The sequence below is a fragment of the Leptospira kobayashii genome, from assembly GCF_003114835.2.
Lineage (GTDB): Bacteria > Spirochaetota > Leptospiria > Leptospirales > Leptospiraceae > Leptospira_A > Leptospira_A kobayashii.
Genome location: NZ_AP025028.1, coordinates 40,005 through 65,288, shown reverse-complemented (window position 1 = coordinate 65,288; position 25,284 = coordinate 40,005). Strand labels below are relative to the sequence as shown.

The window sequence follows — 25,284 nt, the reverse complement described above, 5'->3', positions numbered from 1 at the left end:
CATTCGTTTTTTTAAGAATAAAATTAGAGTTTGCCGAAAAGGAGAATTCATGAGCCTAAAGAAAAAGCTTACCACCGTTTGTATTACATTCATCATCTTTCTATGTTTTGGAACCGATGCCGATCCTAGTTTTGATTCCTCAACGGAAGAAGATCGTAAAAATGTCAGTGTTACCATCTATAATGGTGGAGTGGGACTGGTTAGAGAAACAAGAAATATCGATCTTCCCAAAGGAATTCGCGTTTTAAGATTCGAGGATGTTCCTTCTCAAATCATTCCTCAAACCGTTCGGGTCAAAGCTACGGATCCTAAAAAGTTAACGGTATTTGAACAAAATTATGAATACGATCTTATTTCCCAAGAAAGACTCTTGGAGAAATATGTAGGAAAAGAAGTCACTATTTACAGAGATTCCTATGAGAAAGGAAAAGAAACCCCGGTAAAAGCAACACTCATCGCCAATAACGGAAGCCCTGTTTATAAAATCGGAAATGAAATTTCTCTCGGTTACTACGGAAGAGTCACTGTTCCCACGATTCCGGACAATTTATTCGCTAAACCGACATTAGTTTGGAAATTGAAAAACGATACTGAGAAAGAACAAGAACTGGAAGTATCTTACCAAACACATGGAATGAGTTGGTCAGCAGATTATATTCTAGTTTTGGAAAAAAATGAAGAGGAAGCCGGCCTCAACTCCTGGGTCACTTTGAACAATACTTCGGGAACCAGATTTTCAAATGCAACATTGCAATTGGTTGCAGGAAAAGTACAATTGGTTTCGAATCGTCCTCAATATGCGCCTGCTATGCGAGCAGTAAAAAAATCGATGGAAAACGAAGCTTATAGTGATGCAGCTCCCGAATTCCAACAGGAAAATCTTTCCGAGTATTATCTATACACTTTGGACCAACCTACGACAATCGGTTACAATCAAACCAAACAGGTTCAACTTTTCCAAACCGAGAATGTAGGAATCAAAAAATACTTTGTTTTCGAAAATCTCCCCATGTATGAAGGAAATGAAAAAAACTTCAATAACGCGGACGTGAAATATATTTTCAAAAACGCAAAAAACAATAACTTGGGTCGCCCACTTCCTTCGGGAACGATCCGGGTCTTTAAAGCGGATTCAAAAGGCAGGCAACAGTTATTAGGCGAAGATACGATTGATCACACCCCCGAAAACGAAGAAGTCAGAATTAAAACCGGACAGGCATTCGATGTGGTCGCCAATGGAAAGAGAACTTCTTTCGAAAACTTCAAAATTTCCGACGGAAACAAAGCATCTTATTCGGTAGAAATCAGAAATAGAAAAAAAGAAAATATAGAAGTTCGTTTTTATGCGACTCTTTGGGGAGATTGGACTATGACAAAATCTTCTCATAAATTCACCAAAGAATCTTCTACAAGAACTTACTCGGATGTTCCGATCAAAGCGGGAGAAACCGTTAAAGTGGATTATACGATCGAAACGAAATACTGGTAAGTCTAAATGACAGAACAGCTTGACAAATAATTTAATCTTTGATAATTTGATATTAAACCAATGGGAACAAAATTCAAAGGCTCCAAAAAAGAGATCCATGCTCTAGATGCTTTTATTAAGCTGAAAAGAGCCGCTGAATCCGTGTCTTCTCGACTCATTGCCGATTTTTCGAAAAGCAATGTTACAGAGAGCCAATTCGGTGTATTGGAAACTCTTCATCATCTAGGTCCTCTTTGCCAAAAAGAGTTAGGTGACAAAATCCTGAAGAGCACCGGTAATATTACCTTGGTAATAGACAATTTGGAAAAAAGAGGATTGGTGGATCGGGTTCGGGATACTCAGGATCGTCGTTATATTACGATCCATCTTACCGTAGAAGGTAAAAAGCTTATTGAATCGATGTTTCCCGATCATGTGAAACGAGTTACCGAAGAATTTTCCGTACTATCGATTGACGAACAGGAAACTTTGGGTAATATCTGTAGGAAGTTAGGAAAAAAGGATCAACACAATGAATAAAGCGGCAATTGTAGTTCGTTACATCTTAGGAACCATTTTCTTCGTATTCGGATTAAACGGTTTTTTTCAATTTTTACCCGCACCCCCTATGCCGGAAGCTGCAGGAACATTCATCGGAGGAATCATTAGCTCAGGCTACTTATTCCCTCTTCTCAAAGGTACTGAAGTATTGGCCGGAGCAGCTTTACTTGCAAACTTTTACGCTCGTTTGGCGCTGGTCATTCTAGCTCCGATCACAATCAATATCTTTCTATTCCATGCTTTCCTGGCACCGGAAGGATTGCCGATTGCAGTGATCGTACTTGCAGGAAATATCTTTCTAGCTTACTTTCACAGAGATGCATTTGCTTCCGTGCTTGTTGCGAGACCTAGACCGAAAAACTAATCAATCTCGATAGTCCATAACCAATCGGAATCCCGCTCTTCTATCTTCCGATAGATTCGGGATTCCTCCGTAAGAGCGTGCAATCGAACTGGAATTCTTAGCATTTTCAGAAAAAGAACCTCCCCGCACTACTTTGTAGATTTTCCCGAAGGAAAAACTTTTTAAATGATGCCCCGGATACAGCTCATACCAGCTGGAAGTCCATTCGGGGGCATTTCCACACATTCCTATGGCACCGTAAGGACTGCTTCCTTCCGTAGATAATTCGTAAACAGACATTGTCTTTCCCAATTTCGATTCACGGCTATTGCATAATAAGGAATCGAATTCATCACCAAATGGATATTTTGTGGTAATGATTTGATAAGATATGGTTTCGTCCCTATTCGTATATTCTATGACTCCGGGACCTCGGGATGCTTTTTCCCATTCCCATTCGCTAGGAATTCTTTTGCCTACCCAGATGGCATATTTTTCCACTTCCCGATAAGTCAGGTTTATGACCGGATGGTCTTCTTCTCCTACCGGAAATTTTCCACCTAACCAATTTGTAGGCGGTTTACCATTCGTCTGTTTCAGAAAGTACATGTATTCTCCGTTTGTGACTTCGTACTTATCGATATAAAAAGAAGGAATTTCCTTCAAATTGCCAAGCTTGGGATCATTATAATAAGGATTAAAATTATCCGAACCTGAATCTGTTCCCTGCCCGTATAAAAACAAACCGCGGGTTACTAGAACCATTTCTTTTCTATCTTTGGGATGAATGACTGATTTGCGGGGAGGAGTGTATCTTCCCTTGAAATAACCGCCCGGTTCTACGTAAAAATCCTCTTCCACATAACTTGCAATATACGAATCCGTTGTGATCGCTGAAATTTTGGAATTCGCATCCGGAGAATAATCTCCTACAAGCACTACTTCAAAATATTTGTCTTTGGGATGGATGTTCTTTTCCTCCCAGATCGTTTCTCTCAAAAGAAAAGTTCCAATGGGGAGATTGGTTTCTTTTTGATAAACGGGGTAATCCTTTTTCGTTTCAAACAGTGATTTCAGTTCGGTATTGGAATATTTTGCAATTTTTTGATTTCTATAAATGCGAATTTTAATCCAAAGCCTGTTTTTATAGACCCCGGTCACATCCCCTTTCCAAAGTTGAACTTTTTTCTTTGTGGTGGCAAAAGGAGATACTTCCTCATCCTCCGTATTCTCCTGAGAATAAAACGAAGTAGGAAAATACAGCAAAATCAAAATTAAAATAAATAAGCGATTCATAAGCTCTGTCCCTATTATCGACCACTTTGGTCGAAAGCTTTTGATTGAATTTTTTTGACAATGTGTACAATGGCTTTCGAAGGAAATCAAACGAAGTGATTCAATTTCAATACAAACGGGAAAAAAACAACATCCTGATTTCCTTAAAAACGGATTCTACCCAATACGGTACATTTCACCGCATAGCGACAATTATTTATGCTCTAAAACTAGACATTTTATCGGGGGAATTGGGCACAATTGAGGAAAACGGAACACAATTTACCGTGGATTCCTTTATTCTGCAGGCAGAAGACAATAATACAACACAAGCGGCGTTTCAGCTGGGTGTGATGATGGACTCTCTTTTTTCACAAAATGCCAAATTCGAAGAAATTTTGGAAAAATTACAAATTCCCGAACCTGCTATAGGAACTTTTTTCAAAGAAAATCCGGAATTCATTTTTACGGATCTCACGGAAAAAAACCAAACTTGTTTGTATTTGGAATCAAGTGCAGGACGAGGACTTTTGTATTATGTTTCCCGAATTCTGATGGAAAACAAAATCAACATTATCTCCGCAACGATTGAGACGGATCAACAATCCGGACGCGCCAAAGATAGTTTTTACTTAACAAGTACAGACGGTGCTATGTTCGCTTCCACTTCTCTTTCTGAAAAGATCAGAAACGAAATTTTAGCACCGTTGCAAACCAAAACCGTTTAGTTCTTACAAAGCACCTTGTTTTTGTTAGTTTTTGTTTCTGCGAAATTCGCACCCGTTTCCAACTTAACAGCGATCGCTTTGCTTTTTGATTTTACCGATTCAGTACTTGACCAGTATTTATCAGCATTCTTCAACTCTTTCGGAGCATTTTTTGCGAAATCAGCAAGCTCTCCCTTGGAAGGAAGACTCGCACCGATTCCTTTGCAATAAGAAGAAGCATCAGACCAAACTTTCTTTTCGATTTTATCCACCAAAAAATTGGACGTTGTGGCTTTTGCAGCTTCTTCCGGAGCGGTAGGAGCTTCCGTTGCTACTTCAGCTTTTTTCTCTTCCACTTTTGGAGCTTCTGCTTCCACTTTCACTGGTTCAGCTGCGGGAGCTTGATTCTTCTTTGCAGAATATTTCGCATAACCTAGATAACCGATTGCTACCACACCTGCTAATACTAGAAATAGATACACTCCATTTCCTGTTTCTGATTTTTCACTAGTTTCTGAAGTTGACTTAACTGCAGATTGCAATGACGCGTGAGCGGATTCATCGCTCGCAAAAAGAGAACCAGACTCTTCTCTTACCGATTGTTTTTTTACCGAATTCTTCTTTGCGGCCGGCTTTTTAGCGGCTGCTTTTTTCTTAGCGGCAGAAGATGATTTTTTCGTTGCCATATAGAATATCCTTATTGCCGAGACAATTGTTATATTAGTTATCACATAAATTTAAAAAAAGCTGAAGAATATCTTTTCATTTTTGATTTTTTTTCAAATTTTTTTAAGTGTATTCCGCTTTCGCATCCGGAAACTAGCTTTTTAGATGAAGCAAATTCGAATTGGTTTGGTAGGTGTAGGTACTGTTGGTTCCGGACTCCTTCAGCTCCTGGAAAAGAATCGAGAGATTATCAAAAAAAGAAACAATCTGGATGTCCAACTGGTAGCCATTGCGACTCGTACCCCGGAACGAGCAAAAGCTTATACTTCACTCCCTGTTTCGAGCGATGTGATCTCCATTACCACCCGACCGGACGTGGATATCGTCGTCGAATTGATAGGTGGAACCACTACGGCATTCGATGTAGTACATTCTGCACTGACGCACGGTAAAACTGTAATCACGGCCAACAAAGCTCTCCTTTCCGAAAAAGGAGACGAACTATTTTCCCAAGCATGGAAAAACGGGGTCGAATTAGGATTCGAAGCTGCTGTCGCAGGCTCTATCCCGATCATTCGTACTCTCAGAGACGGACTCTCTTCCTGCGAATTCGAAGTACTTTGCGGTATATTAAATGGGACCACCAATTTCATCTTAACGAAGATGGAAGAGGAAAATTGGGACTATTCGGTTGCTTTGAAAAAAGCCCAAGACCTGGGATTTGCGGAAGCAGACCCCACTTTTGATGTGGAAGGGATTGATGCCGGCCATAAAATTTCTCTGCTCTCTTCCTTGGCCTTTCGGGAAAAAGTTCCTTTCGGAGATTTGCAAGTAGAAGGAATTAGCAAATTAAAATCTATTGATATTCTATCCAGCAAGTCTTTGGGTTATAGAATCAAATTATTGGGCATTTCCAAAAAGACTTCGGGGGGAATTTTAACAAAAGTTCATCCCACTCTCGTCCCTTTAAATCACCCTCTCGCCAATGTAATGAACGAATTCAATGCAGTTTATTATAAAACCGTTGAGTCCGGTGCAGGGATGGTGACAGGAAAAGGTGCTGGTGCGCTTCCTACTGCAAGTGCTGTACTTGCCGATCTGATTTTTTACGCATCCAAATTCGGAGTTAAAGATTCCATCATTGAAAATAATATTTTTCCAAAATCGAAAAAGGCCGAGGAAAAGGAAAACGCTGCCCGTTATTATTTACGTTTCTCAACTTTGGACAAACCGGGCGTTCTTGCCGAAATTGCGAAAGTATTAGGCAAAAACAATATTTCTATAGCATCCGTTCAACAAAAGGAAGTGGATAAAGAACCTGTCCATGTGATAGTTCTCACTCATTCCGCAACGGAAGGGGATTTTAAAAAATCGATCCAAGAAATTGATGAAATGTCTTCCATCATAAAAGAAAAAACAGTAGCCATTCGTTTGCTTGAAAACTTATAATTAAAACTGCCACCCTTTCATGGAAACTTTAGAATTTTCCTCTCTCAGTTTAAGCATTGAAACCATTGAAATCAAAGAAGACAAAGTCTTACTTGTTTCTTTCAACGGCCAGATTACGAACACGAATGCTTATGAAATCAATCAAAGTATTTCTCAAATTTTCAAAGGAAATATATTCAATCTAATTTTGGATCTGACAAATTTACAGTACATCAATAGTATCGGAGTCGCGACTTTGCTTGGAATGATCAAAACGGTTGAACAAAACGGTGGTGTGATGTTACTCGGTGGTCTGAATCACTTTTTGGAAAACGTAATCAAATTGATGGATCTTCCGAAACATGTGAAAATCCATCAAAGCAGGGAAGAAGCGATCAAAAACTGGCCCAATTAAGAAGCCAAAACCTTTTCCTGTTTTCCCATCCAAAGTCTGGACTCAATCAAGCTCAATAGTTCGTTCAAACCCAATTTAGTGACAGCCGAGACCAAAATCTCTTCCTCATTTTTTAATTTCTCAAAAAATTCCGGCTCCAAATTGTCCGCTTTGTTATAAATCACAAGCCTTGGAATTTCATGTAAGTTAAGACTATTTAGAATTCCGTCTACCGCTTCCATTTGCTCTGTATAATTCGGATTAGAAATATCAACAACATGCAAAAGCAAATCAGCATCTCCTAATTCTTCCAAAGTGGCTTTGAAGGCTTGCGAAAGATCGGGAGGAAGATCATGAATGAATCCAACCGTATCGGAAATGATAATCTCCCTTTCTTCTGGAAAACGAATCCGCCTTGTAGTAGGGTCGAGAGTTGCGAATAATTTATCTTCCGCAATCACTTCCGAATTGGTTAAGGCATTGAGAAGGGTGGATTTTCCCGCATTTGTATAACCAACAATAGCAACAATAGGAACTTCATTTCTGGTACGCGCTTTGCGATTGAGCTCACGCCTTTTTTTCAAAGACTCCAATTCAATTTCAAGCCTAGTGATTTTTTCTTCTACTCTTCGTTTTCCGATTTCGAGTTTCGTTTCACCCGGTCCCCTTCCACCAATACCACCTGTTAGGCGAGACATATTGTCATCCAACTCGGAGAGACGGTTTTTCAAATACTTAAGCTGGGCAAGTTCCACTTGAAGTTTACCATCTCTCGATTTTGCATTTTTGGAAAAGATATCTAAAATGAGTTGGGTTCGATCTATGATTTTCAAATCCGTAGCATCTGAAATTTTCTTAGCCTGTGCCGGGGCGAGTTCCAAATCGAAAATCAAAAGTTCGATGTCTTTATGAACTGATTTTAAAATGATTTCCTGTAATTTTCCTTTTCCTACAACCGTGGAAGGATCGGCCGCTTTTTTTTGAACATAGACATCGACCACATGAATGTCCGCTGTCTTACAAAGCTCCCGCAACTCATCCATAGAATGTTCCGGAGTACGGCGCATTTTTCTCGCATCATAGACTCCCACAAGAAAAGCCCGATTGAATTTTTGCGATTCTTTCAGATTTGAATTTTTTTTTGTAAATTCCGTTTCGAGTGCTTGCACTTCTTCAGCATAACCTTCGGTTAGCTGGCCAGGGAATTTACGATTTTCCAAAACCCAAGGATCAGAAGCATCGGGATCAGGGTTGATATATGCAGAATAAAAATATTTGGGAATCCCTTCGGAATCCACTACAGCAGCCGTAATGGAATCGAAACGATTCAATACCAAGTCCATCAGATCTTCCTGGTTGAGTGCTTCGTCTTTGAGATGACTATGGAAGAGTCTCAGACCACGCAGGCGCGAGTGAGCAACCCGGTAGCGGTCCAAATGAGGGATTTCGATGGAATGATCGCTGCCTACAATCAGATGAGTGACATAACCGGATCTGTCGATTAAGGTTCCGATTTGTCTTCTGATTTCGACAGAAAGTTCTCCCACACTGCGAGCAAAGTCCAATGTGATGATGGAATCGCTTCGAAGTCGCTTTTCCGAGAGAGATTTTAACTTTTTTAGGTGGTTTGGCTTAAGTCCACCCAGATTGCCGCTAATTTTACTTATGGTCAGATACCGATATAGTTAGTATGGAAGTAGGCTACCACAAATATACCATGGGTCAAGACATAATTTTCAAATGGAGTGTAGGATGTCTTATCCTTCTTAGTTTGAACTGTTCTTCAGCGAGACCTTTCCAATTAACGGACGTTTCACCTAAGTTTAAAGATTTCCAAGGAACTGATTTGGATCCTTATAAGGAAAAAAAAGAATCCATTGTTCTCACCAATAAACCAAAATACGATGAACATATTTTAAGTGCAAAGCGAAGTATTTCCACCCTTGAGTTTGCAGAGAAAGTAGCACTAAAAGCTGAATTAAAAAAATTCGAAGGACAAAACATCCAAACGGAAATGTCGGCAGCTTCCTACTTGGAAGAAGATCTTCCTCCCATCATTGCAAATCTTGGAAATTTAAAACGGAAGAACATAGAACTATTAGATGACGCACCGAATGATTTTGACGGTCCTAGCATAGGAAAAGCAAGCGGAGCTCTTGAGGAAATTCAAGAAGGTTTAAACCTTTTTATCCCCAAAGCGAACAAAATACTTCAATCGATTAAAAATATTCGGGCAGATAGCAGCAATTATGCGGAAAAGAAAGACATTCCCGTAAAAGAAGTACAAGAACCTCAAGAAACAAAAAAAGATCCAGAAATCAAGCCGGAAGAAAAACCGAAAGAGCCTGAGAAAAAAAACAAATTAGGAAAAAGAGATATAAAAGACATCTCTATTCCGAAAGAAAAAATACAAATCAATCGGGTTGCAAAAAAAAATAAAGTCACGGGATCTGCGAAAGAACTGATTGCAGAACAAGTTTCCAAAGAAGATGTAAATCTTACCGATGACGAAAGAAAAGAAAAAGAATACACTGAAAAAATCCGTAAAGGTTTGGTCGAAGTATTCACTTATGAATATTATAAAAAAGCAAAAAATTTGGAAAAACTTTTGCTCACTCATCCGATCCCGCGTATTCGTTCCGCAGCAGCACTTGCTCTAGGAAGACTGAAAGCCGGGAGAGCGACGTTACAACATGCGATCGACAAAGACGGATATCAAGTAAGACCGGCTGCTTACAAAGCTCTTTCCGATATAGGCGACAAACGTTCTCTTGCCTATTTTTTCTCAGGAACAAAGGCCGAAGATCCGGAAGTAATTGCTGTTAGCTTTGAAGGCTTGGGAAAAACAAAAGATCCTGCGGGAAGAGAATTGATTCTGAACCAAGGATTGAGTTCCGAATATGTAATTATAGTGGGAGGTTCTCTAAGAGGACTTGCTTATCATAAGATTCCGGCGGATGTAGAGGTGATTGAAAAATTCATCCGATCGGAAGACAAAGAAATCAAAGAAGCCGCAATCGAAGCATTATCCATTCATGGAAGCCGGGAAAGTTTGAGAATTTTGGAACAAAACGTAAAAGACCAACCGGATCTGGCTTCAAAAATCCTGGATGAAATCGGTAAAAATCCGAGTCTCTCCGCGACTTTTTCTTTAATACGTTTGAATGAGTCCATCCAAGATGAGAACCTAACAAAGAGAATCGGAGAACATCTTTTGAAAAGAAAGGCTTTCGGAAAATATGCGATCATCCTGATCGAAGACGATTTCATTCGAATGGAACCGAATGAAAGATCAAGACCTCTGTCTTATATTAAATCGAAAGAAGTAGGTTTGGTGTTAGGGGAAACGAAGAAGGAATTTTCCGTTCGCATCGGAGAAGATATTATCACGGATAAATACATCCAAATCAAAATCGAATCCACTTTGCCGGGAAGCAGCAATCAATTTGTAACGGGTTGGGTATTTTATCCAAAGCTGGAAATCATCGAAGTGAAAAAACTCGGAGAGAATTCGTCAAAAGGCAAATATTCGAATTTTAGCACAGGGAAACACCAAAACCTATTCAATCCTACGGACAAAGAAAAAGCGGAAAATCCTTCCGAAGAATAATCCTAATAAGGTTTTGAATTTTTATTGGAAAGTCGAGTGGGCACCCACTCGACAGTTCCCTTTTTCAAAGGAACTTTCGGAATCATCCAATGCAGTCCGCAAAACCAAGGTAAAAACCAAGCGGAAAAAGGCATCACACCTAATACATCAAATCCGGTAGAAGCGATTACCTTTATCCCTTCGTATCCATCCTTATATATCTTTCGCATCATCCATAAACCGGAGGTTTGGGTTTCCATAGTCACATCGGAAATAATCATTTGGTAGTTTTTATGATTTGAATATAACTTCCAACCTTCCGCCGCGTCCACGGCTCGATCACAGGAAATTCCTTTGGAGGAAAAATAAGAAATTAGATTATTCGCATACTTATCGTTGTCATCAACGATTAAAATTTGATTCATATTTGCACTTCCGCATCTAAAAATTGGCTGTCATGTAACTTGCGATAAATTCCATTTTGGGCAAGCAAGGTATCATGATCTCCTTGCTCTTTAATCTCCCCTTCTTCCACAACAACGATATTGGGAACTCTACGAATCGTAGAAAGTCTATGAGCAATGATGAAAGTAGTTCTATTCTTAAATAACCGCTCTAAAGCGCGGCTTACAAGCCTCTCTGATTCCGCATCCAACGCACTTGTAGCTTCATCCAGGATCATAATTTCGGGGTTACGCAAAAGTGCCCTGGCGATCACCAAACGTTGCCTCTGTCCTCCGCTTAGATTGAGTCCTCGTACTCCGAGTACGGTATCGTATCCGAATTCCATTTCACTGATAAAATCATGGGCATTAGCCAAACGAGCCGCACGAATCACATCCTTTCGACCGACTCCCGCAGTCCCATAAGCAATGTTATCTGCAACGGTTCCGTGAAATAAAAATATCTCTTGGGTAACGATTCCCATTTTGCTTCTCAAAGACTTAAGCGAAATCTCCTGGATATCAACTCCGTCTATAGTGATTCTGCCTTGGGTCGGTTCAAAGAATCTGGGAATCAAATCCATAAGTGTGGATTTTCCGCTTCCGCTTGTTCCCACGAAAGCATAAGTTTGACCTAACTTTACGTCTAAATTGATTCCTTTTAAAACTTCCTGGTTTGTTCCCGGATAGGCGAAATGAATGTTTTCAAAACGAATCCCTTCCCTAACGGATTCAATTTTTTTATCGGTAAGATTTTCTTCCACTTCCGCTTCCCGGTCGATGATTTCAAAAATCCTTTTTCCCGCCGAATTGGCTTGAGTGATTTTGCCTACCATTTGGGAAAGTTGAGTCAGAGGTCTGAGTAGAAACAATAAAGTCAAAAGAAATGCCATAAATTCACCTTGGGTGAATTTGCCCGAATAGATGAATCTAGCACCTAACGCGAAATATCCGAGTACAACGATGGACGAAGTCAACTCAACAAGACTCGGAGCCATTTGGAGATAAAACTGGCCTTTGAAAGTTCTGCGATATACTTTGTGGTTGATGTTTTTGAATTTTTCAACATCGGCTTTTTCCTGACGGAAAGTGCGAATGACTTTAATACCCGAAATAAATTCCTGAATATGACTGTTTAGGTCCGCCACTTTCTCCTGAAATCTTGTGGTGGAACTGGATATTTTCCTCGTAAACAAAGTAACCGGTAAGATCACAACAGGGATAGTAAGACAGGCCATCAAAAGCAATTCGGAATTGAGATAAATCAAAATCATCAAATGGGTTAGCACGTAAAAAAAATTGATTACCGCATCACGTAAGTTACTCGAAATGACGGCAGCAACAATCTCCGCATCATTGATCACACGACTCATGATGAGTCCTGTCTTCTCCTTATAAAAATAAGTCAGAGGTAGTCTTTGAATCTTTCGGAATAATTCCTGACGAATGTCTCTGACCCCGCGATACCCTGCGGTCGCGATACAGAAGACCGAAATCAAATAAGTGACTACTTTAAAAAGATAAAGAGGGAAAACGGCAAAACAAACCGCCCAAACCACTTCTTTCGGTTCCATGTCCTTGGTCAGATCATTGATTTGCAATTTTGCGGAAATGATAAGTCGTTTTGCCCTTTCCAATCCGTCCAAAGAATCTTCGCCCAGTAATACTTCCTGGAGCAGAATGGTTCTTTCCGGTAATGTCAGGTCCAGATGAAAACGGTTCGTGCTATCTCCGCCTAACGAATCAAATAGCGGAATCAGTGCCGTAAGGGAAATACCGTTCAGTATGGCGGTTAATAATGCAAATATCAATCCTAGGAAAAAGCGATTTTTATATTGCAAAGAATAAGATAATAATCGTAGGAAATATTTCATTTGTTCTTTCCAATCTCACAAAAGTTCTGAATTAACTTTTTTCCAAACTGAGTCAGAATAGATTCGGGATGAAATTGAACTCCAAACAAATTTTGATGATCCTTATGCCTGATTCCCATAATCACACCATCTTTCGTTTTAGCTGTCACTTCCAATTCGGCGGGAAGTTCTTCTTCGGAGACCACCCAAGAGTGGTAACGATTTGCTAAAAAGGGAGATGTAATCTGAGAAAAGACACCTTGTCCATCATGGTAGACCTCGGACACACGTCCATGGAAGATTTCGGGTGCCTTGACCAATTTGGAACCGAAAAATTCCGCCAATGCCTGGTGCCCCAAACACACTCCTAAGATCGGCTTTTTAAAAACAAGTTCCGCAATATGTCCCATAAGTTTTCCCGAAGTCTTCGGCAAACCGGGGCCAGGTGATAAAACCACTCCTGTAATCAAATCCATTGATTCCATAGGAAGATCATCCGTATTTTGTATGACCTTTACCTCATCCCATTCCCGTAAGTACTGGTACAAAATATAAGTAAAGGAATCATAATTGTCGATTAACAGTAACATGGTTTGTTTGAATGAATAACCAAAGAAGAAAACCTTTCGTCATGACGATGTCTGACGAAGCTTTTGAGAGAACTTGATTTCCCTCAAAAGCCGTAGGTCGGTTAAAGATTCGGACTTTCGATTCCTACGCCGTCATTTAGGAATTTGGAAATGATTACCCTTTGGATTTGAGAAGTTCCTTCGTAAATTTGAAAGATTTTAACATCACGCATCAATTTTTCTACAGGGTATTCTTCGTTGAATCCGTATCCGCCGAATACCTGAACTGCATCCGTACAAACTCGCATTGCCATATCCGCACAGAATACTTTTGCGATGGAAGCCTGGTAAGTATTTCTATAACCATTGTCGATCAACCAACCTGCTTGGTAACAAAGAAGTCTACCTGCTTCAATATCGCGCGCCATTTCCGCGATCGGGAAACTCACGCCTTGATTGACTGAAATCGGTTTTCCAAATGCGTTCCTTGTGTTCGCATAACGAATGGAATGATCCATTGCAGCACGTGCCACACCGACTGCTCCGATCGCTACCGTAGGACGTGTATGGTCGAAGGCACCCATTGCGATTTTGAATCCATCCCCTTCTTTACCAACCATTTGCCATTTTGGGACTTTTAAATCTTCGAACGTCACCGAACGAGTGTCAGAACATCTTTGACCCATATTTTTTTCTTTTTTGCCCAGAATGATTCCCGGAGTTTTCGCATCTACAATGAACCCGCTCATTCCTTTATGGCCAGCATTCGGGTCCGTCTTTGCCAAAATAAAAAACCAGTCCGCAACACCCGCATTGGTGATCCACATTTTGGAACCATTGATGATATAATCGTCTCCAACCCGTTTAGCAGTAGTTCGTATACCGGCCACATCGGAACCGGCACCGGGCTCAGTTACGGCATAAGCCGCCATCGTTAGTTGATCCGACATAGGTTGGATGAATTTTTTTAAGATTTCGTCGCTTGCACCAAGTAAAACCGGAGCCAAGGCTAGATTGTTTGCAAGAATCGCCGTGGAAACTCCGGAGCACGCATAAAACAATTCTTCGAATGTAATGATTTCATCCAGAACGGTCATTCCGGCGCCGTTGTATTGGGTAGGAATGTGTAAGTTCATGAGCCCGACGTCATGGGCTTTTTTTAGGATTTCTTTAGGAAACTCACCTGTATGATCATGATGTTCCGCTTTCGGTGCAATTTCATTTTTTGCAAAATCACGGGCTAAATCCCGGAGAGCTTTTTGTTCGTCTGTTAGTGAGAAATCAATCATGACAGGCCTTTGTTCAGTTTTTTTTACAGTACTTTGGAATTTTCTTCTACCGTCAAGAAACATGGACAAAAGGGAAATCTGTTGAAAAATCCTATAATTTAAAAAAAGGTGCTAGTGGGAGACAACTATGTCAGGACATTCGAAGTGGGCTACGATCCGAAGGAAGAAAGGGGCGATTGACGCAAAGCGCGGTGCCATCTTTACAAGAATTGCACGGGAAATTTCCGTAGCAGCCAAAGAAGGAGGCGGTGACCAAGATGCCAATCCCAGACTTCGTATGGCAGTTACCAAAGCCAAAGCTTCGAATATGCCGAAAGACAATATCGAACGCGCCATTAAAAAAGGAACGGGCGGTTTGGAAGGGATGGTTTACGAAGAATGTCTTTATGAATGTTACGCACCCGGAGGCGTTGCCATTATGGTGGACGTCCTAACGGACAAAAAGTCCAGAACCACACCGGAAATCAAAAGTATCCTTACCAAACTAGGCGGTTCCTTGGCCAATTCGGGAGCGGTATCCAGATTATTCGAAAGAAAAGGCCAATTGGTTTTAAAATCGGATCAGATCTCGGAAGAGGCTTTATTCGATTTGGCTCTCGGAGCGGGAGCGGAAGACATACAGGCAGCGGATGGGGTTTATACTGTTTTGACTCCTCCCAATGAATATGAAGCAGTTCAATCCGCTCTTACCGCAAAAGGTCTTAGTATGGAAGAAACAGAGATCAAATACATCCCTATGACTACTGTGGAAGTGAATGATAAGGACACTGCGGAAAAAATCATGAAACTCATAGAAAACCTGGAAGCAAACGACGATGTGCAAGGTGTGAGTTCTAACTTTGAACCGGGAGAAGGAATCGATTTGGATTAAATCTCCCGTTAACCAACGTAAGCTTATGTCTCCTTACGTTGGTTTGGTTTTTGTTTATCTTTTTTTGATATAACCTGCAATTACTACGAGAAGTATCGAACCGGCCACAGCGACAATTAATTCTGCGATGAGTCCGTAACTTCCAAAGCCGAGCAAGCTGAATACAAATCTTCCTAAAAACGAGCCGATGACCCCAATGACCAGATTGGCAATGAGTCCAAATCCTCTACCACGTAGAATTCTACCTGTCAGCCAACCTGCTGCCAAACCAATCAATAAAAAGTAAATTAAACTAAACATAGTGTTGCTATCCTTCTTGATTTCTTCATTTAATTCCCTTAGAATAGACTAATTCGTTTTCCTAATCAAACCAATAACGAAGGCAAACTTCTTGAAAGACCAAATTTTCTCAGGCCCCTATTACTACGGAATGAAAGACCTGGATGTTTTTAAAAAAACATTCATCAATGAAAATAGGGGAAAACCGCTATTTCTAATACGCTTTGAGAATATTACGGGAATTGAAATTACCGGTTTTCTGGATTTACTTCGGGGAGATTTTTACAGCTGTCTGGATTTGGAAGATATATCCTTCGGATTTCATTATTTTGAAAAAAAAGGAATCCTGCTTATGGGGATTTCTCCTTTGTTCGAGTGGAACATTGAAAAATTTCCGAATATAGAAAATGCCGTAGGTAAATTCCAACAGGAATGTTTAAAAAACAAGCTGGCATCCTTTCACTTTGGGGTCTCCCGGACACAGTCTAACTTCATTTCTACGAACGACGAAATTTTCGATGAACTGTTCGGTTCCTCCGAAAAAAACCTGAATGACAACCTGGTTCGCTGGAGTTGGACTTATTACAACAAAGCGAATACGTATATATCGGGATCCGTGCATGAAGCAATGATCCAACCTACCGTAATATTTAATCCGAAGACAAAAACCTTTTCCGTAAAGGGAGGAGAAGTTTTCGTCGGAGGCGGAGCTTATATAGGATATAAAGATTTAATCAATGATATACCCGCCGATCAGGATCTCAATCGAATCGAATTATTGATTTTGGAAAAATTAATCATCGCTTGCGACGGTGCGCCGGGATTATTAAAATTCAATATTTCCCCTCAGTCTCTGATAGATACTTTTTCCAATAAAGAGAAAGTAGATCGTTTGAAAAAATTGATTTCAGCAAAGAATCTAAATCCGGACAATGTTAGATTTGAATTGGTGGAAAAACCTTACGATGAATCCAACTATCCGTTGAGAGACGTATGCCAGGCATTCTATGACCACGGAATGAGCTTCGCCGCAGACGATTTCGGAGTCAAAAGCCAATCGCATCAAATCGTTTTGGATCTGGGAATTATGATCAAAGAGTTCAAGTTGGATCCGATCAGTTTTAAGTTCAAAATAGAAGAGGATCAGATCAAGTTTTTGGACAATCTTGCATTTATTGATTATTGCAAACGTCTGGCGGACAACAGGGAGGCGGTGATTACTGCGGAAGCTGTCGAAGATTACGATACATTCCGGTTTTTAATGGAACATCAAATCTATCAGTTCCAGGCGAATATCCTTTTTGGAAAAATGTCTATCGGCGATTACAAGCGTGATTTTGATTCATTCCATTCCCTTTCCGAAGAGGTCATCAAAGAAGTATTGACAGATAAGATTTTGGCGGAAAAACAAAAAAGAATCGGGAATGTTTTCCGCGTTGCCACGGAAGCGGGACTTCTTTAAACATAAAAGACGACCATGCATTTTATAATGGCTATCGAAAATGATCTTTTTGCTTCCCAAGAGTTGGAGAATATTTTCCAGGGACTCCGGCAGCGTGTCGTCATCACGAAATTTACCCAAACGGTAAAAGAATATGTGAAGTCTTCCAACCCGGACATCATTCTTTTGGGTCTGTCCTTTCGTGACAAAAAAGAATTGGAGTTTGTGATCGAACTCAGAAAAGATGTGATCACCCAAGGGATCCCCATCCTTGCTATGATTCCGAAAGAAGATGAAAACTTTATCTTCAATCATAAGATCTTAGGTTTTACGGATTTTATGATAAAACCATTATTCAAACAGGCTTTATTGGATCGGATTCATTCTCTAATCGAAGAATACAAATCTGCTGAAAGCAGCAAAACAAGAGACAATATGTCCTTCGTTGTTGTGGACAGAAGCCATGGAAAAGTTTTATTCCAATGCCGTGCCAATTTAAAAAGATTTGTTTTTCCCGAATTCAAGCGTATTTTTACACCTAACTTTCTTAAGTCGATCCAGGGAGAACATATATGCTTCGATATTCGAGGCGTTCCCGAAGTTGGAAAGGAAGAGGTGGAAGTTTTCGAACGGGTTGTAAAAGTATTTATCGGCCAAGACAAGATTGCGTTCATTGCAGGACGTCATATGGGAGCCATCATCGAACATGCGCTAGATGAAGAAAAACTTTTAGTCTTCATGGCACCGAACGAATTTGACGATTATTTGAAGGTTGAAGAACAAAAGAAAGAAGATCTTCGCAAAAAAGAAAGAAAAGACAAAGCTCACCCGATGTCCGAAACACAAAATACAACAACCAATCCTGCTGTTGCGCCTCCGCCGCCTCCGGCTGAACCGAATAAAGATTTACCCAATTAAGGAAAATAATAGAGAAACATGAATTATCAAAGAGAAGAAATCACCGTTAGCGGTGGAAAAGCGGAAATCATTCATTTTCAAATGAATGATCAAAATTCACTCACCGGCTCCAATATGAAGGAGCTAGCGGTAATCCTAAAAGAAATTCGAAATGATTCTTCAAAAAAAGGAATCATTCTCACTTCAGACCACGAAAAGTTTTTTTGCAACGGTTTGGATGCGGATAATTTACTTTCTACCCCGAAAGAAAAATTACTGGATGAAGTCGGAGGAATCGTAATTTTATTCGGCGAATTGATTCTTTTTGACAAACCGTTGATTACCGAAGTTACAGGTTATGCGATGGGCGGCGGTGCCGTAATCACTGTAGCAAGCGATTATAAATATATGTATGATGGAAAAGGTAGAATCGGATTCACAGAAGTGAACGTGGGATTACCTTTGCCGGGAAGTTTTATCGACCGAATTAAAATGTGTGTAGAACCCAGATATTGGTCCGAGGTTTGTTTGGAAGGAACTGTCTACAAAGCGGCAGAGGCTAAAAAAATCGGACTCATTGACGAGATAGCAGCAACAAAAGAGGAGTTAAGAAAGATTTCTCTTAAAAAACTGGATTCTCTTTCCAAAATTCCTATGAGCGCATATCGTTCCACCAAAAATATGTTAAACGGTGGACTAATCGCAAAATTGGATCAATACCAAAAAGAAACAGCGAATGCATTCCAACAACCCGGAGTAATAGACAATCTCTTAGAGGCGATGACCGCCCTGAAAGAAAAACGCAGACCCGTTTTAAAATAAGCATTTCCCGAGCTGGGATTTATCTCTCAGCTCGGGATTCCTACCATTAGCTTTTCTACTGTAAATTCAAGTAGGACATATCCTAAACATACGCAAGTTTTCCATAGGAATCGGAGTCAAAATATAAAATTTCGATTAGTCTTGCAGAAACAGAACCCCAAATAATTCTGAAATTGAATGTCCCGGCTAGTATTCGTTTTTATATTTTTAGCTATTTCCACTTTAAGCCGGACTTTCGGATCTGACTTACCACCCGGATTTGTATTAAAAGAACCTTATGCTTGGCCTGTGAAAGGACAAACTGCAATCACAGGAACGTTCGGTGAGTTCAGAACGGGACATTTTCATATGGGCCAGGATTTTTCTACTGCAGGGAAAATAGGAATCCCTATCCTTGCGGTTGCAAAAGGAAAAATAACAAGAGTACAAAGGAGATGGGCAAGCATTGGTTATGCGGTGTTCGTACAACATGATGATGGAATGACTTCTCGATACGGACATTTACACAAATTCGCTCCAAAAGTAGTAAAACAAATTTTAAAATCCAAACAAGCAAGACGATTCAAAGATCGTGTTGATTTCGATATTGCCCTTCCCGAAGAAGTTCCTGTGGAAAAAGGAGATATGATAGCATATTCGGGTGATACGGGAGTAGGGCCTCCCCATTTGCATTTCGAACTTTTTATGGACAATGTATATTATAACCCGATGCATTTCGGATTGGGCTATACGGAAGCCGAGTCGATTGTATTTGATTCTTTAAGGATCACTCCCCAAACTTCCCGCACATTCATCAATGGAAAAAATGAAACGGTGGATATTCCTTTTTCTTCGGTAGGCGGAAACAAGTATCAGCTTTCCGAATCTACAGTTTCCATCCAAGGAAAAGTGGGACTGCAAATAGCAACCCACCAAAGGTCAAATAACCATCGACTTGGAATCTATACATTGGATGTTTCTTTAGGTGAACAACTGTTACAAGGTTTTCAATTATCGAGAATCCTTAAAAACCATTCCAGAAAAAACGTAATTCTATATGATACTTCCATTAGCAAAGCGAACGGAAATCCTTTTTCTTATTTTCTGCATACGAAAGACGGCAATGATCTGTTGGGAATGTTGAGACCGGAACGAGAACAGGGTTTAATCAATAGTGAAAATTTAAAATTGGGTGAACCGAAAGAAATTACCATCCGAGCGACAGGGCAAGGTGGCCAGGAAGGATTTGCTTCTTTTTTCATACTCCGCGATCAAAGAGATTATAAAGACGTAATCACCAAAGAATGGATATATAATGTATATTACGACCGTTATACGACATTCAAATCCAAAGACACCAGAGTTGAATTATTTTTTCCCGTAAACGCGGTCTATTCAAAAGCATTTTTCGATATAGAAGCTCAGGAAGATATCAAAATCAAAACGGACGGATTGAATCAATTGTCTTCCGTATATAAAATCGGTCCCGACTTTAAAGATTTCAATTTAGGTTATGATCTTTATGTGAAAGTTCCCAAAACCAAAGATATCAATTCAGCGGATCTTTATGAAGTAATGCCCGATAGGACCGTCAAAAAAATAAAAGGTTCTTCTTTCAGTGCCTGGGGTCAGTTTTTTAAAGTTAGGTTACGTAAAACAGGCTATTTCGTAGTATTGTCCGATCAAACTCCTCCTTCCATCTACCTGCACGAGTCGATGACTAAACCTCTTTATCCGAGAGAAGATTTTGCTTTGTTATTAAAAGCAGTCGATGTAGGGTCGGGGATATTACCGGAGGGATTCGATATCACGGTCGACGGAATTCGAGGCAAGGCGGAATTTTCTCCAAAAGACGGAAGAGTGGAAATTTTCGAACCGGAAAGCCTTTATCAACCGGGAAAACATACATTACTAGCAAGTGTTAGAGATTTTGCAGGTAACTGGAGTCAGACGGTGAGATACGATTATGAAATCGAAAGTCCTCCGGCTCCGATGGAAGAAAAACCTGAGATCATTGCAGAACCGAAAACCACAACGCCGATCAAAATGGAAACGAAATCCAAAAAAACGGAACAACCAAAGGCGGCGAAAACCAAATCAAAACCGCCTCAGGTTAAAAAGAAATCTACATCCCGATAGCGGCTCCGCCGTCGACTCGCAGATATGTTCCTGTAATATAAGATGCGTCTTCGCTTAGGAAAAACTTAACTGCCGAAGCGATCTCAGATTGTTTTCCGGGACGTTTGAGAGGAATGACGGAAGCATCCGTTAATTTATCTTGTACTTCTTTCGTAAGTGAGCCAGTCATTTCCGTTTGCACATAACCAGGGCACACTGCATTTACAAGTACGTTTCTTCCTGAAAACTCACGAGCTGTTACTTTTGTCAGAGCGATGACACCGGCTTTAGATGTGGAATAATTTGCTTGGCCAGGTTGTCCGGTAAGCCCGGAAACGGAAGAAATATTTACAATACGACCACCATCTGACTTTAACAACAGTTTGCTTGCAGCTTTTGTCATAAGGAATACACCTTTGCAATTTACATCCATAACAAAATCAAATTCCTGTTCCGTCATACGAATGAGGAGATTATCTTTTAAGACTCCAGCGTTGTTCACTAGGAAATCCAATTTTCCAAATGTTTCTTTTATCTTTGTGATAGCTGCGTCACAATCTTCCGGTTTTGTCACGTTCGCTGCGATTCCAATTGCCTTTACACCGTAAGCCGCCGCTAATTCTTTTGCCGCCTCTTCAATCTTCTCTTGGTTCAAATCCACCAGAACCAATGTAGCTCCGTGGGATGCGATTCGGTTGGCAATGGCGCGACCGAGTCCGATAGGTGATGCCGCTCCCGTTACCAGTGCTACTTTGCCTTCAAATTCTTTGGACATAAATTCCTCTTACTCAATCAATCTTTGCATCTATGTAAGAAGTTTGAACATCGTTCTGCAACCGTAAAATTCACAGTTGAAGCGAATGTTTGGGATGAAACTCTGCCCTTATGATCGACCGTTACAGCCACCCCGAAATCTCAGCAATTTGGGAATTAGAGAACAAATTTAGAATTTGGACAGATATTGAAATTTATGCCTGCGAAGCACGTGCCAATCGCGGGGAAGTTCCCAAAGAAGATTTGGAAACGATCAAAGCAAAAGCAAAATTCAACGTAGAAGAAATCCTGGAAATAGAATCCAAAGTCCATCACGATGTGATCGCCTATCTGACCAATTTGAATTCCTACATTGGACCTGCAGGACGCCATGTGCATTTCGGACTTACCTCTTCCGACGTGGGGGATACTGCACTTTGTGTGCAAATGGTCCAAGCTATGGATTTACTCATCAAAAGAGCGAAAGAACTTTTGGAGACCACCAAACAAAAAGCAGTCGAATACAAAGATCTTCCTTGTATCGGCCGTTCCCATGGAATTCATGCGGAACCGATGACCCTCGGACTCAAGTTTGCATTATTCTTTGCGGAGATGCAAAGAAACATAGAACGCATGGAAGATGCACGTTCTCAAATCGCAGTAGGAAAATTATCCGGCGCCGTTGGAACCTATTCCAATATTGACTTGGAAATCGAAGAGTATGTACTCACAAAACTAGGATTAGCTGTTGATCCGATCGCGACACAAGTGATTTCCAGAGACAGACATGCGTATTATTTATCCGTATTGGGAATTGTAGCGGCTAGTTTGGATCGAATGGCAACCGAAGTGCGGCTTCTTCAAAAAACGGAAGGCCGTGAAGTAGAAGAGCCTTTTGCGAAAGGACAGAAAGGATCGTCAGCGATGCCTCACAAGCGGAACCCTGTCGTTTGCGAAAGGATTAGTGGAATTTCCAGAGTGATTCGCGCTAATGTGAATGTAGGTCTTCAGAACGTAGGCTTATGGCATGAACGGGATATTTCCCATTCCTCTGCGGAAAGAATCGTATTACCGGATTCGACCATTGCTTTGGACTATATTTTGGAAAAAATGAATTTTGTTTTGAAAGGAATTCACGTTTATCCGGATGCCACAGAACGTACGTTAAATGTAACTCGCGGTTTGATATTCTCGCAAAAAGTTTTACTTTGGCTGATTGAAAAAGGCGGGATCTCCAGAGAAGATGCTTATCTGATTGTTCAGGAGAATGCAATGGCGGTTTGGGCGGACCAAAACCAAAACTTAAGAGAAAGATTGAAAGCCGATCCTAGATGTTCTTCGATTTTAAAAGACAAAGACCTTGATGAAATCTTTCAAATCGCACCTTATTTGGAACGCATTCCATTGATTTTCAAAAGGCTGGGTCTGACTTAAAAATATCCCATTCCTAGCCCGGCGGGGATTGGCAAAAAGGCGAACTTTTCGAAAGAATTTTTGTAAGAATCGGGATAGGGATGGTAAAAATTGCGAACTCGTGTTAGGTGGGTTAGTGCGAGCCCACGAACCACACCCCCCAACCCTAAACAGGGCGGGGGCTTCCAAGATCATCCCGCCCACATTATGTCCCTTTCAAGTTTGGTCTGACTTAAAAACCACCTTCCAAGAGGGAACCATTCCAAATCGTTTTGGGTTTCAGTTTGCATTCCAAGGTTTCCGAATTGCATGGGGTGATCAGTATATTATCCGTGCATGTCTTCACATCTTTTTCCGAATAATAATCGGCCGGGTATTGTTTTTCTATACTGTTTGCAATATCATTGATAAAGTAAACTTGTACATCCGTATAACGTCCGCAGGCGGCGAGTCTCCCCAATTTGGCATTACGGATCCTTTGGATTGTTTCTTTTCCGGTGAGGACGTCTCCTCCGTTGATTCCCGGATTCGAACAGGAAATCATAAAAATGATCCCGAACCAGGCCGGTAAAGTCAACCTCAAGGTTGATAACAGAAACAAATGTAAAACAAATCGTTTTTTAAACAAGTGCAGGTTGCGGCGCTAAATTGTATTTAACTTTGATTGCTTCGATTTTTTCTTCCATCTGCTTCCAAAGAGTCTCTTTTTGAGGATGGAAAGTACAATAGACACTTTGTTTTACCAAATCAATGATCTCATCAATGGAAAAATCCAAAAAGCGATAGAGTTTGAAATATTCGTAAGTTAAATTTACATTAAAAATTTCAGGATCGTCCGTATTGATACAAAGAGTCAGACCTTGGTCATAATAATAACGTACAGGATGATTTTGTTCTTTGCGAACGTACTTCGCAGTAAATACGTTCGAAGTCACGCAGATCTCAATCGGAATCTTATTGTCTTTCATATACTTGACAAGTTCTGGATCTTGGATTGCAGAAGTTCCATGCCCGATTCTTTCCGCCTTACAAAGGCTAACTGCATCCCAAATTGCCCAAGGACCGTCATCTTCTCCGGAATGGGCAACAGTACGAAGTCCTGAATCACGGGCAACTTTGAACACTTCCGCATAATCTTTAGCAGGTCCCATAAGTTCCGCGCCGCCGAGTCCGATCCCTATGATTTCTTTGTGTTTAACACCCAGAACCCGTTTGAGGTTATTCATCGCATTTTCCGGACCGAACGAACGGGAAACGTCTACAAGAAGTCGGATCGTCACACCATCTTTTACTTCGATTTGACGGATTCGATTCACCATCACTTCCACCATTTCATCAAAGTCCAATCCGTTCTGAATGAACTTGGACGGAGCAAAAAAAGTTTCGCAATAAACGATATTATTTGAACGCATGTACTCTGCTAGGCTATCTATAAAATAACCCAAGTCACTTGCTTCCTTCACGGCACCTTGTACAAAAAAGAATACCTGAATGAATCCCATCAGATCTTTGAAATTGTACTTATCTTCGAATTCTTTATCCGTGATTTCGATACCGTTCTTTTTGTACAAAAATTTCAGTGTTTCCTTATTAACACATGCTTCAAGATGTAGGTGAATTTCCGATTTTGGAATCTCCCGGATAAAATTGATCACATCCTGTTCATTCGGATGAGGGACGGACAAATCCCCTGCAAGAAGTGACTTTCTTTCTTTGAGAATGGATGTTTCGTCTGTCGCCTTTTGGCCTTGGAGCGTCTCTTTTGGGAATAACCAAAGAGGCGGATTGAGAACGGGAAGCTCCATAATGGAAACCCGTTCGTTGAGTAGAGTATTGATCTGTTTGTCGAAGGTTAATTGTAAAGAAGGGGAATAAGGTCTGTCTTCTGGCAGTCGGCTTTTCAGTCGATTGAGCTCAGCAATATCCCGGTCAATGACCAAAATACGATTTAATATTTCTGAAAATTGAACTTCCATGTTCCAGGAAATTCTTTTTCGTGATTCGACTCGCTACAAGAAGATTTTTCCCAAAGGAAAGAAATTCCTATTTAGTTCATAAAAATGATTCCGATTATCTTTGTGGGAGCGGAAAAGACTGGAAAATTTTCCGAATTATGTCGTTTAGAT

Annotated in this window: 24 protein-coding genes; 13 read left to right on the top strand and 11 right to left on the bottom strand. The window is 40.5% G+C overall.

From position 1 onward, the window contains the following. The first annotated feature begins 49 nt into the window (after positions 1 to 49). Genes DI077_RS00310 through DI077_RS00300 form a run of 3 tightly spaced genes read left to right on the top strand, consistent with a single transcriptional unit; the run spans position 50 to position 2,393 of the window. Positions 50 to 1,489 (top strand): DUF4139 domain-containing protein, encoded by a 1,440-nt coding sequence (locus DI077_RS00310; protein WP_109021750.1) that lies wholly within the window; start codon positions 50 to 52, stop codon positions 1,487 to 1,489. A gap of 60 nt (positions 1,490 to 1,549) precedes the next feature. After that, positions 1,550 to 2,008 (top strand): MarR family winged helix-turn-helix transcriptional regulator, encoded by a 459-nt coding sequence (locus DI077_RS00305; RefSeq protein ID WP_109021749.1) that lies wholly within the window; start codon positions 1,550 to 1,552, stop codon positions 2,006 to 2,008. Next, positions 2,001 to 2,393, top strand: a complete 393-nt coding sequence (locus tag DI077_RS00300; protein ID WP_109021748.1) for a hypothetical protein — start codon at positions 2,001 to 2,003, stop codon at positions 2,391 to 2,393. The genes DI077_RS00305 and DI077_RS00300 overlap by 8 nt, the downstream gene beginning before the upstream one ends. Here DI077_RS00300 and DI077_RS00295 read toward each other — a convergent pair whose 3' ends face one another. Beyond that, complete coding sequence (locus DI077_RS00295; protein WP_109021747.1) at positions 2,394 to 3,668, bottom strand: formylglycine-generating enzyme family protein; 1,275 nt, start codon at positions 3,666 to 3,668, stop codon at positions 2,394 to 2,396. A gap of 95 nt (positions 3,669 to 3,763) precedes the next feature. Here DI077_RS00295 and DI077_RS00290 point away from each other — a divergent pair, with 95 nt between their 5' ends. Continuing rightward, positions 3,764 to 4,375 (top strand): hypothetical protein, encoded by a 612-nt coding sequence (locus tag DI077_RS00290; RefSeq protein ID WP_109021746.1) that lies wholly within the window; start codon positions 3,764 to 3,766, stop codon positions 4,373 to 4,375. Here the strand turns inward: DI077_RS00290 and DI077_RS00285 are convergent. Then, positions 4,372 to 5,040 carry an Lcl C-terminal domain-containing protein gene (locus DI077_RS00285; protein WP_109021745.1) on the bottom strand — a complete coding sequence of 223 codons (669 nt, stop codon included), beginning with the start codon at positions 5,038 to 5,040 and terminating at the stop codon, positions 4,372 to 4,374. The genes DI077_RS00290 and DI077_RS00285 overlap by 4 nt on opposite strands. Positions 5,041 to 5,185: 145 nt before the next feature. On the opposite strand from DI077_RS00285, the gene DI077_RS00280 reads away from it, so the two are divergent. Further along, entirely contained in the window at positions 5,186 to 6,469 is a 1,284-nt protein-coding gene (locus DI077_RS00280) for a homoserine dehydrogenase (RefSeq protein ID WP_109021744.1), read from the top strand. Between the two features lie 19 nt (positions 6,470 to 6,488). After that, positions 6,489 to 6,863 carry an STAS domain-containing protein gene (locus DI077_RS00275; protein ID WP_109021743.1) on the top strand — a complete coding sequence of 125 codons (375 nt, stop codon included), beginning with the start codon at positions 6,489 to 6,491 and terminating at the stop codon, positions 6,861 to 6,863. Here DI077_RS00275 and hflX read toward each other — a convergent pair. Continuing rightward, positions 6,860 to 8,515: a GTPase HflX gene (hflX, locus tag DI077_RS00270; RefSeq protein WP_217351572.1), complete on the bottom strand. Its 1,656-nt coding sequence runs from the start codon at positions 8,513 to 8,515 to the stop codon at positions 6,860 to 6,862. The two genes, DI077_RS00275 and hflX, sit on opposite strands and share 4 nt — an antisense overlap. 44 nt (positions 8,516 to 8,559) lie before the next feature. Between hflX and DI077_RS00265 the strand changes: the two genes are divergently transcribed. After that, the gene (locus DI077_RS00265) at positions 8,560 to 10,452 is read left to right on the top strand and encodes a HEAT repeat domain-containing protein (RefSeq protein WP_109021741.1); all 1,893 of its coding nucleotides are present in this window, start codon (positions 8,560 to 8,562) and stop codon (positions 10,450 to 10,452) included. 2 nt (positions 10,453 to 10,454) lie between these two features. Here the strand turns inward: DI077_RS00265 and DI077_RS00260 are convergent, their stop codons facing one another. From DI077_RS00260 to DI077_RS00245, 4 genes are all read right to left on the bottom strand, one after another. Continuing rightward, complete coding sequence (locus tag DI077_RS00260; protein ID WP_109021740.1) at positions 10,455 to 10,856, bottom strand: response regulator; 402 nt, start codon at positions 10,854 to 10,856, stop codon at positions 10,455 to 10,457. Then, positions 10,853 to 12,748 carry an ABC transporter ATP-binding protein gene (locus tag DI077_RS00255; RefSeq protein ID WP_109021739.1) on the bottom strand — a complete coding sequence of 632 codons (1,896 nt, stop codon included), beginning with the start codon at positions 12,746 to 12,748 and terminating at the stop codon, positions 10,853 to 10,855. Before DI077_RS00255 ends, DI077_RS00260 begins: the two co-directional genes overlap by 4 nt. Next, entirely contained in the window at positions 12,745 to 13,317 is a 573-nt protein-coding gene (locus tag DI077_RS00250) for an anthranilate synthase component II (RefSeq protein WP_109021738.1), read from the bottom strand. The genes DI077_RS00255 and DI077_RS00250 overlap by 4 nt, the downstream gene beginning before the upstream one ends. Before the next feature lie 101 nt (positions 13,318 to 13,418). Next, positions 13,419 to 14,585 carry an acyl-CoA dehydrogenase family protein gene (locus DI077_RS00245; RefSeq protein ID WP_109022178.1) on the bottom strand — a complete coding sequence of 389 codons (1,167 nt, stop codon included), beginning with the start codon at positions 14,583 to 14,585 and terminating at the stop codon, positions 13,419 to 13,421. A 127-nt stretch (positions 14,586 to 14,712) separates the two neighbouring features. On the opposite strand from DI077_RS00245, the gene DI077_RS00240 reads away from it, so the two are divergent. Further along, positions 14,713 to 15,456 carry a YebC/PmpR family DNA-binding transcriptional regulator gene (locus tag DI077_RS00240; protein WP_109021737.1) on the top strand — a complete coding sequence of 248 codons (744 nt, stop codon included), beginning with the start codon at positions 14,713 to 14,715 and terminating at the stop codon, positions 15,454 to 15,456. 54 nt (positions 15,457 to 15,510) lie between these two features. Here the strand turns inward: DI077_RS00240 and DI077_RS00235 are convergent, their stop codons facing one another. Then, a complete protein-coding gene (locus DI077_RS00235; RefSeq protein WP_109021736.1) occupies positions 15,511 to 15,756 on the bottom strand; it encodes a GlsB/YeaQ/YmgE family stress response membrane protein in 246 nt (81 codons plus the stop codon). 130 nt (positions 15,757 to 15,886) lie between these two features. Here DI077_RS00235 and DI077_RS00230 point away from each other — a divergent pair, with 130 nt between their 5' ends. The 4 genes from DI077_RS00230 to DI077_RS00215 all read left to right on the top strand — a co-directional run bounded on the left by DI077_RS00230 (position 15,887) and on the right by DI077_RS00215 (position 21,013). Next, positions 15,887 to 17,197: an EAL domain-containing protein gene (locus DI077_RS00230; RefSeq protein ID WP_174705666.1), complete on the top strand. Its 1,311-nt coding sequence runs from the start codon at positions 15,887 to 15,889 to the stop codon at positions 17,195 to 17,197. A gap of 27 nt (positions 17,198 to 17,224) precedes the next feature. After that, complete coding sequence (locus DI077_RS00225) at positions 17,225 to 18,094, top strand: response regulator (RefSeq protein ID WP_109021734.1); 870 nt, start codon at positions 17,225 to 17,227, stop codon at positions 18,092 to 18,094. A gap of 18 nt (positions 18,095 to 18,112) precedes the next feature. Continuing rightward, entirely contained in the window at positions 18,113 to 18,895 is a 783-nt protein-coding gene (locus DI077_RS00220) for an enoyl-CoA hydratase/isomerase family protein (RefSeq protein ID WP_109021733.1), read from the top strand. Positions 18,896 to 19,072: 177 nt separating this feature from the next. Then, on the top strand, positions 19,073 to 21,013 hold the full coding sequence (locus DI077_RS00215; RefSeq protein WP_109021732.1) for a M23 family metallopeptidase: 1,941 nt from the start codon (positions 19,073 to 19,075) through the stop codon (positions 21,011 to 21,013). Here DI077_RS00215 and DI077_RS00210 read toward each other — a convergent pair. Next, positions 21,000 to 21,767, bottom strand: coding sequence for a glucose 1-dehydrogenase (locus DI077_RS00210; RefSeq protein ID WP_109021731.1), 768 nt, complete (start codon positions 21,765 to 21,767; stop codon positions 21,000 to 21,002). The two genes, DI077_RS00215 and DI077_RS00210, sit on opposite strands and share 14 nt — an antisense overlap. 110 nt (positions 21,768 to 21,877) lie before the next feature. Between DI077_RS00210 and purB the strand changes: the two genes are divergently transcribed. After that, positions 21,878 to 23,179: an adenylosuccinate lyase gene (purB, locus tag DI077_RS00205; protein ID WP_109021730.1), complete on the top strand. Its 1,302-nt coding sequence runs from the start codon at positions 21,878 to 21,880 to the stop codon at positions 23,177 to 23,179. A 211-nt stretch (positions 23,180 to 23,390) separates the two neighbouring features. Here purB and DI077_RS00200 read toward each other — a convergent pair whose 3' ends face one another. After that, complete coding sequence (locus tag DI077_RS00200) at positions 23,391 to 23,702, bottom strand: hypothetical protein (protein ID WP_135354925.1); 312 nt, start codon at positions 23,700 to 23,702, stop codon at positions 23,391 to 23,393. Positions 23,703 to 23,778: 76 nt separating this feature from the next. Then, positions 23,779 to 25,134 carry an adenosine deaminase gene (gene add / locus DI077_RS00195; protein ID WP_109021728.1) on the bottom strand — a complete coding sequence of 452 codons (1,356 nt, stop codon included), beginning with the start codon at positions 25,132 to 25,134 and terminating at the stop codon, positions 23,779 to 23,781. Positions 25,135 to 25,284: the final 150 nt, after the last annotated feature.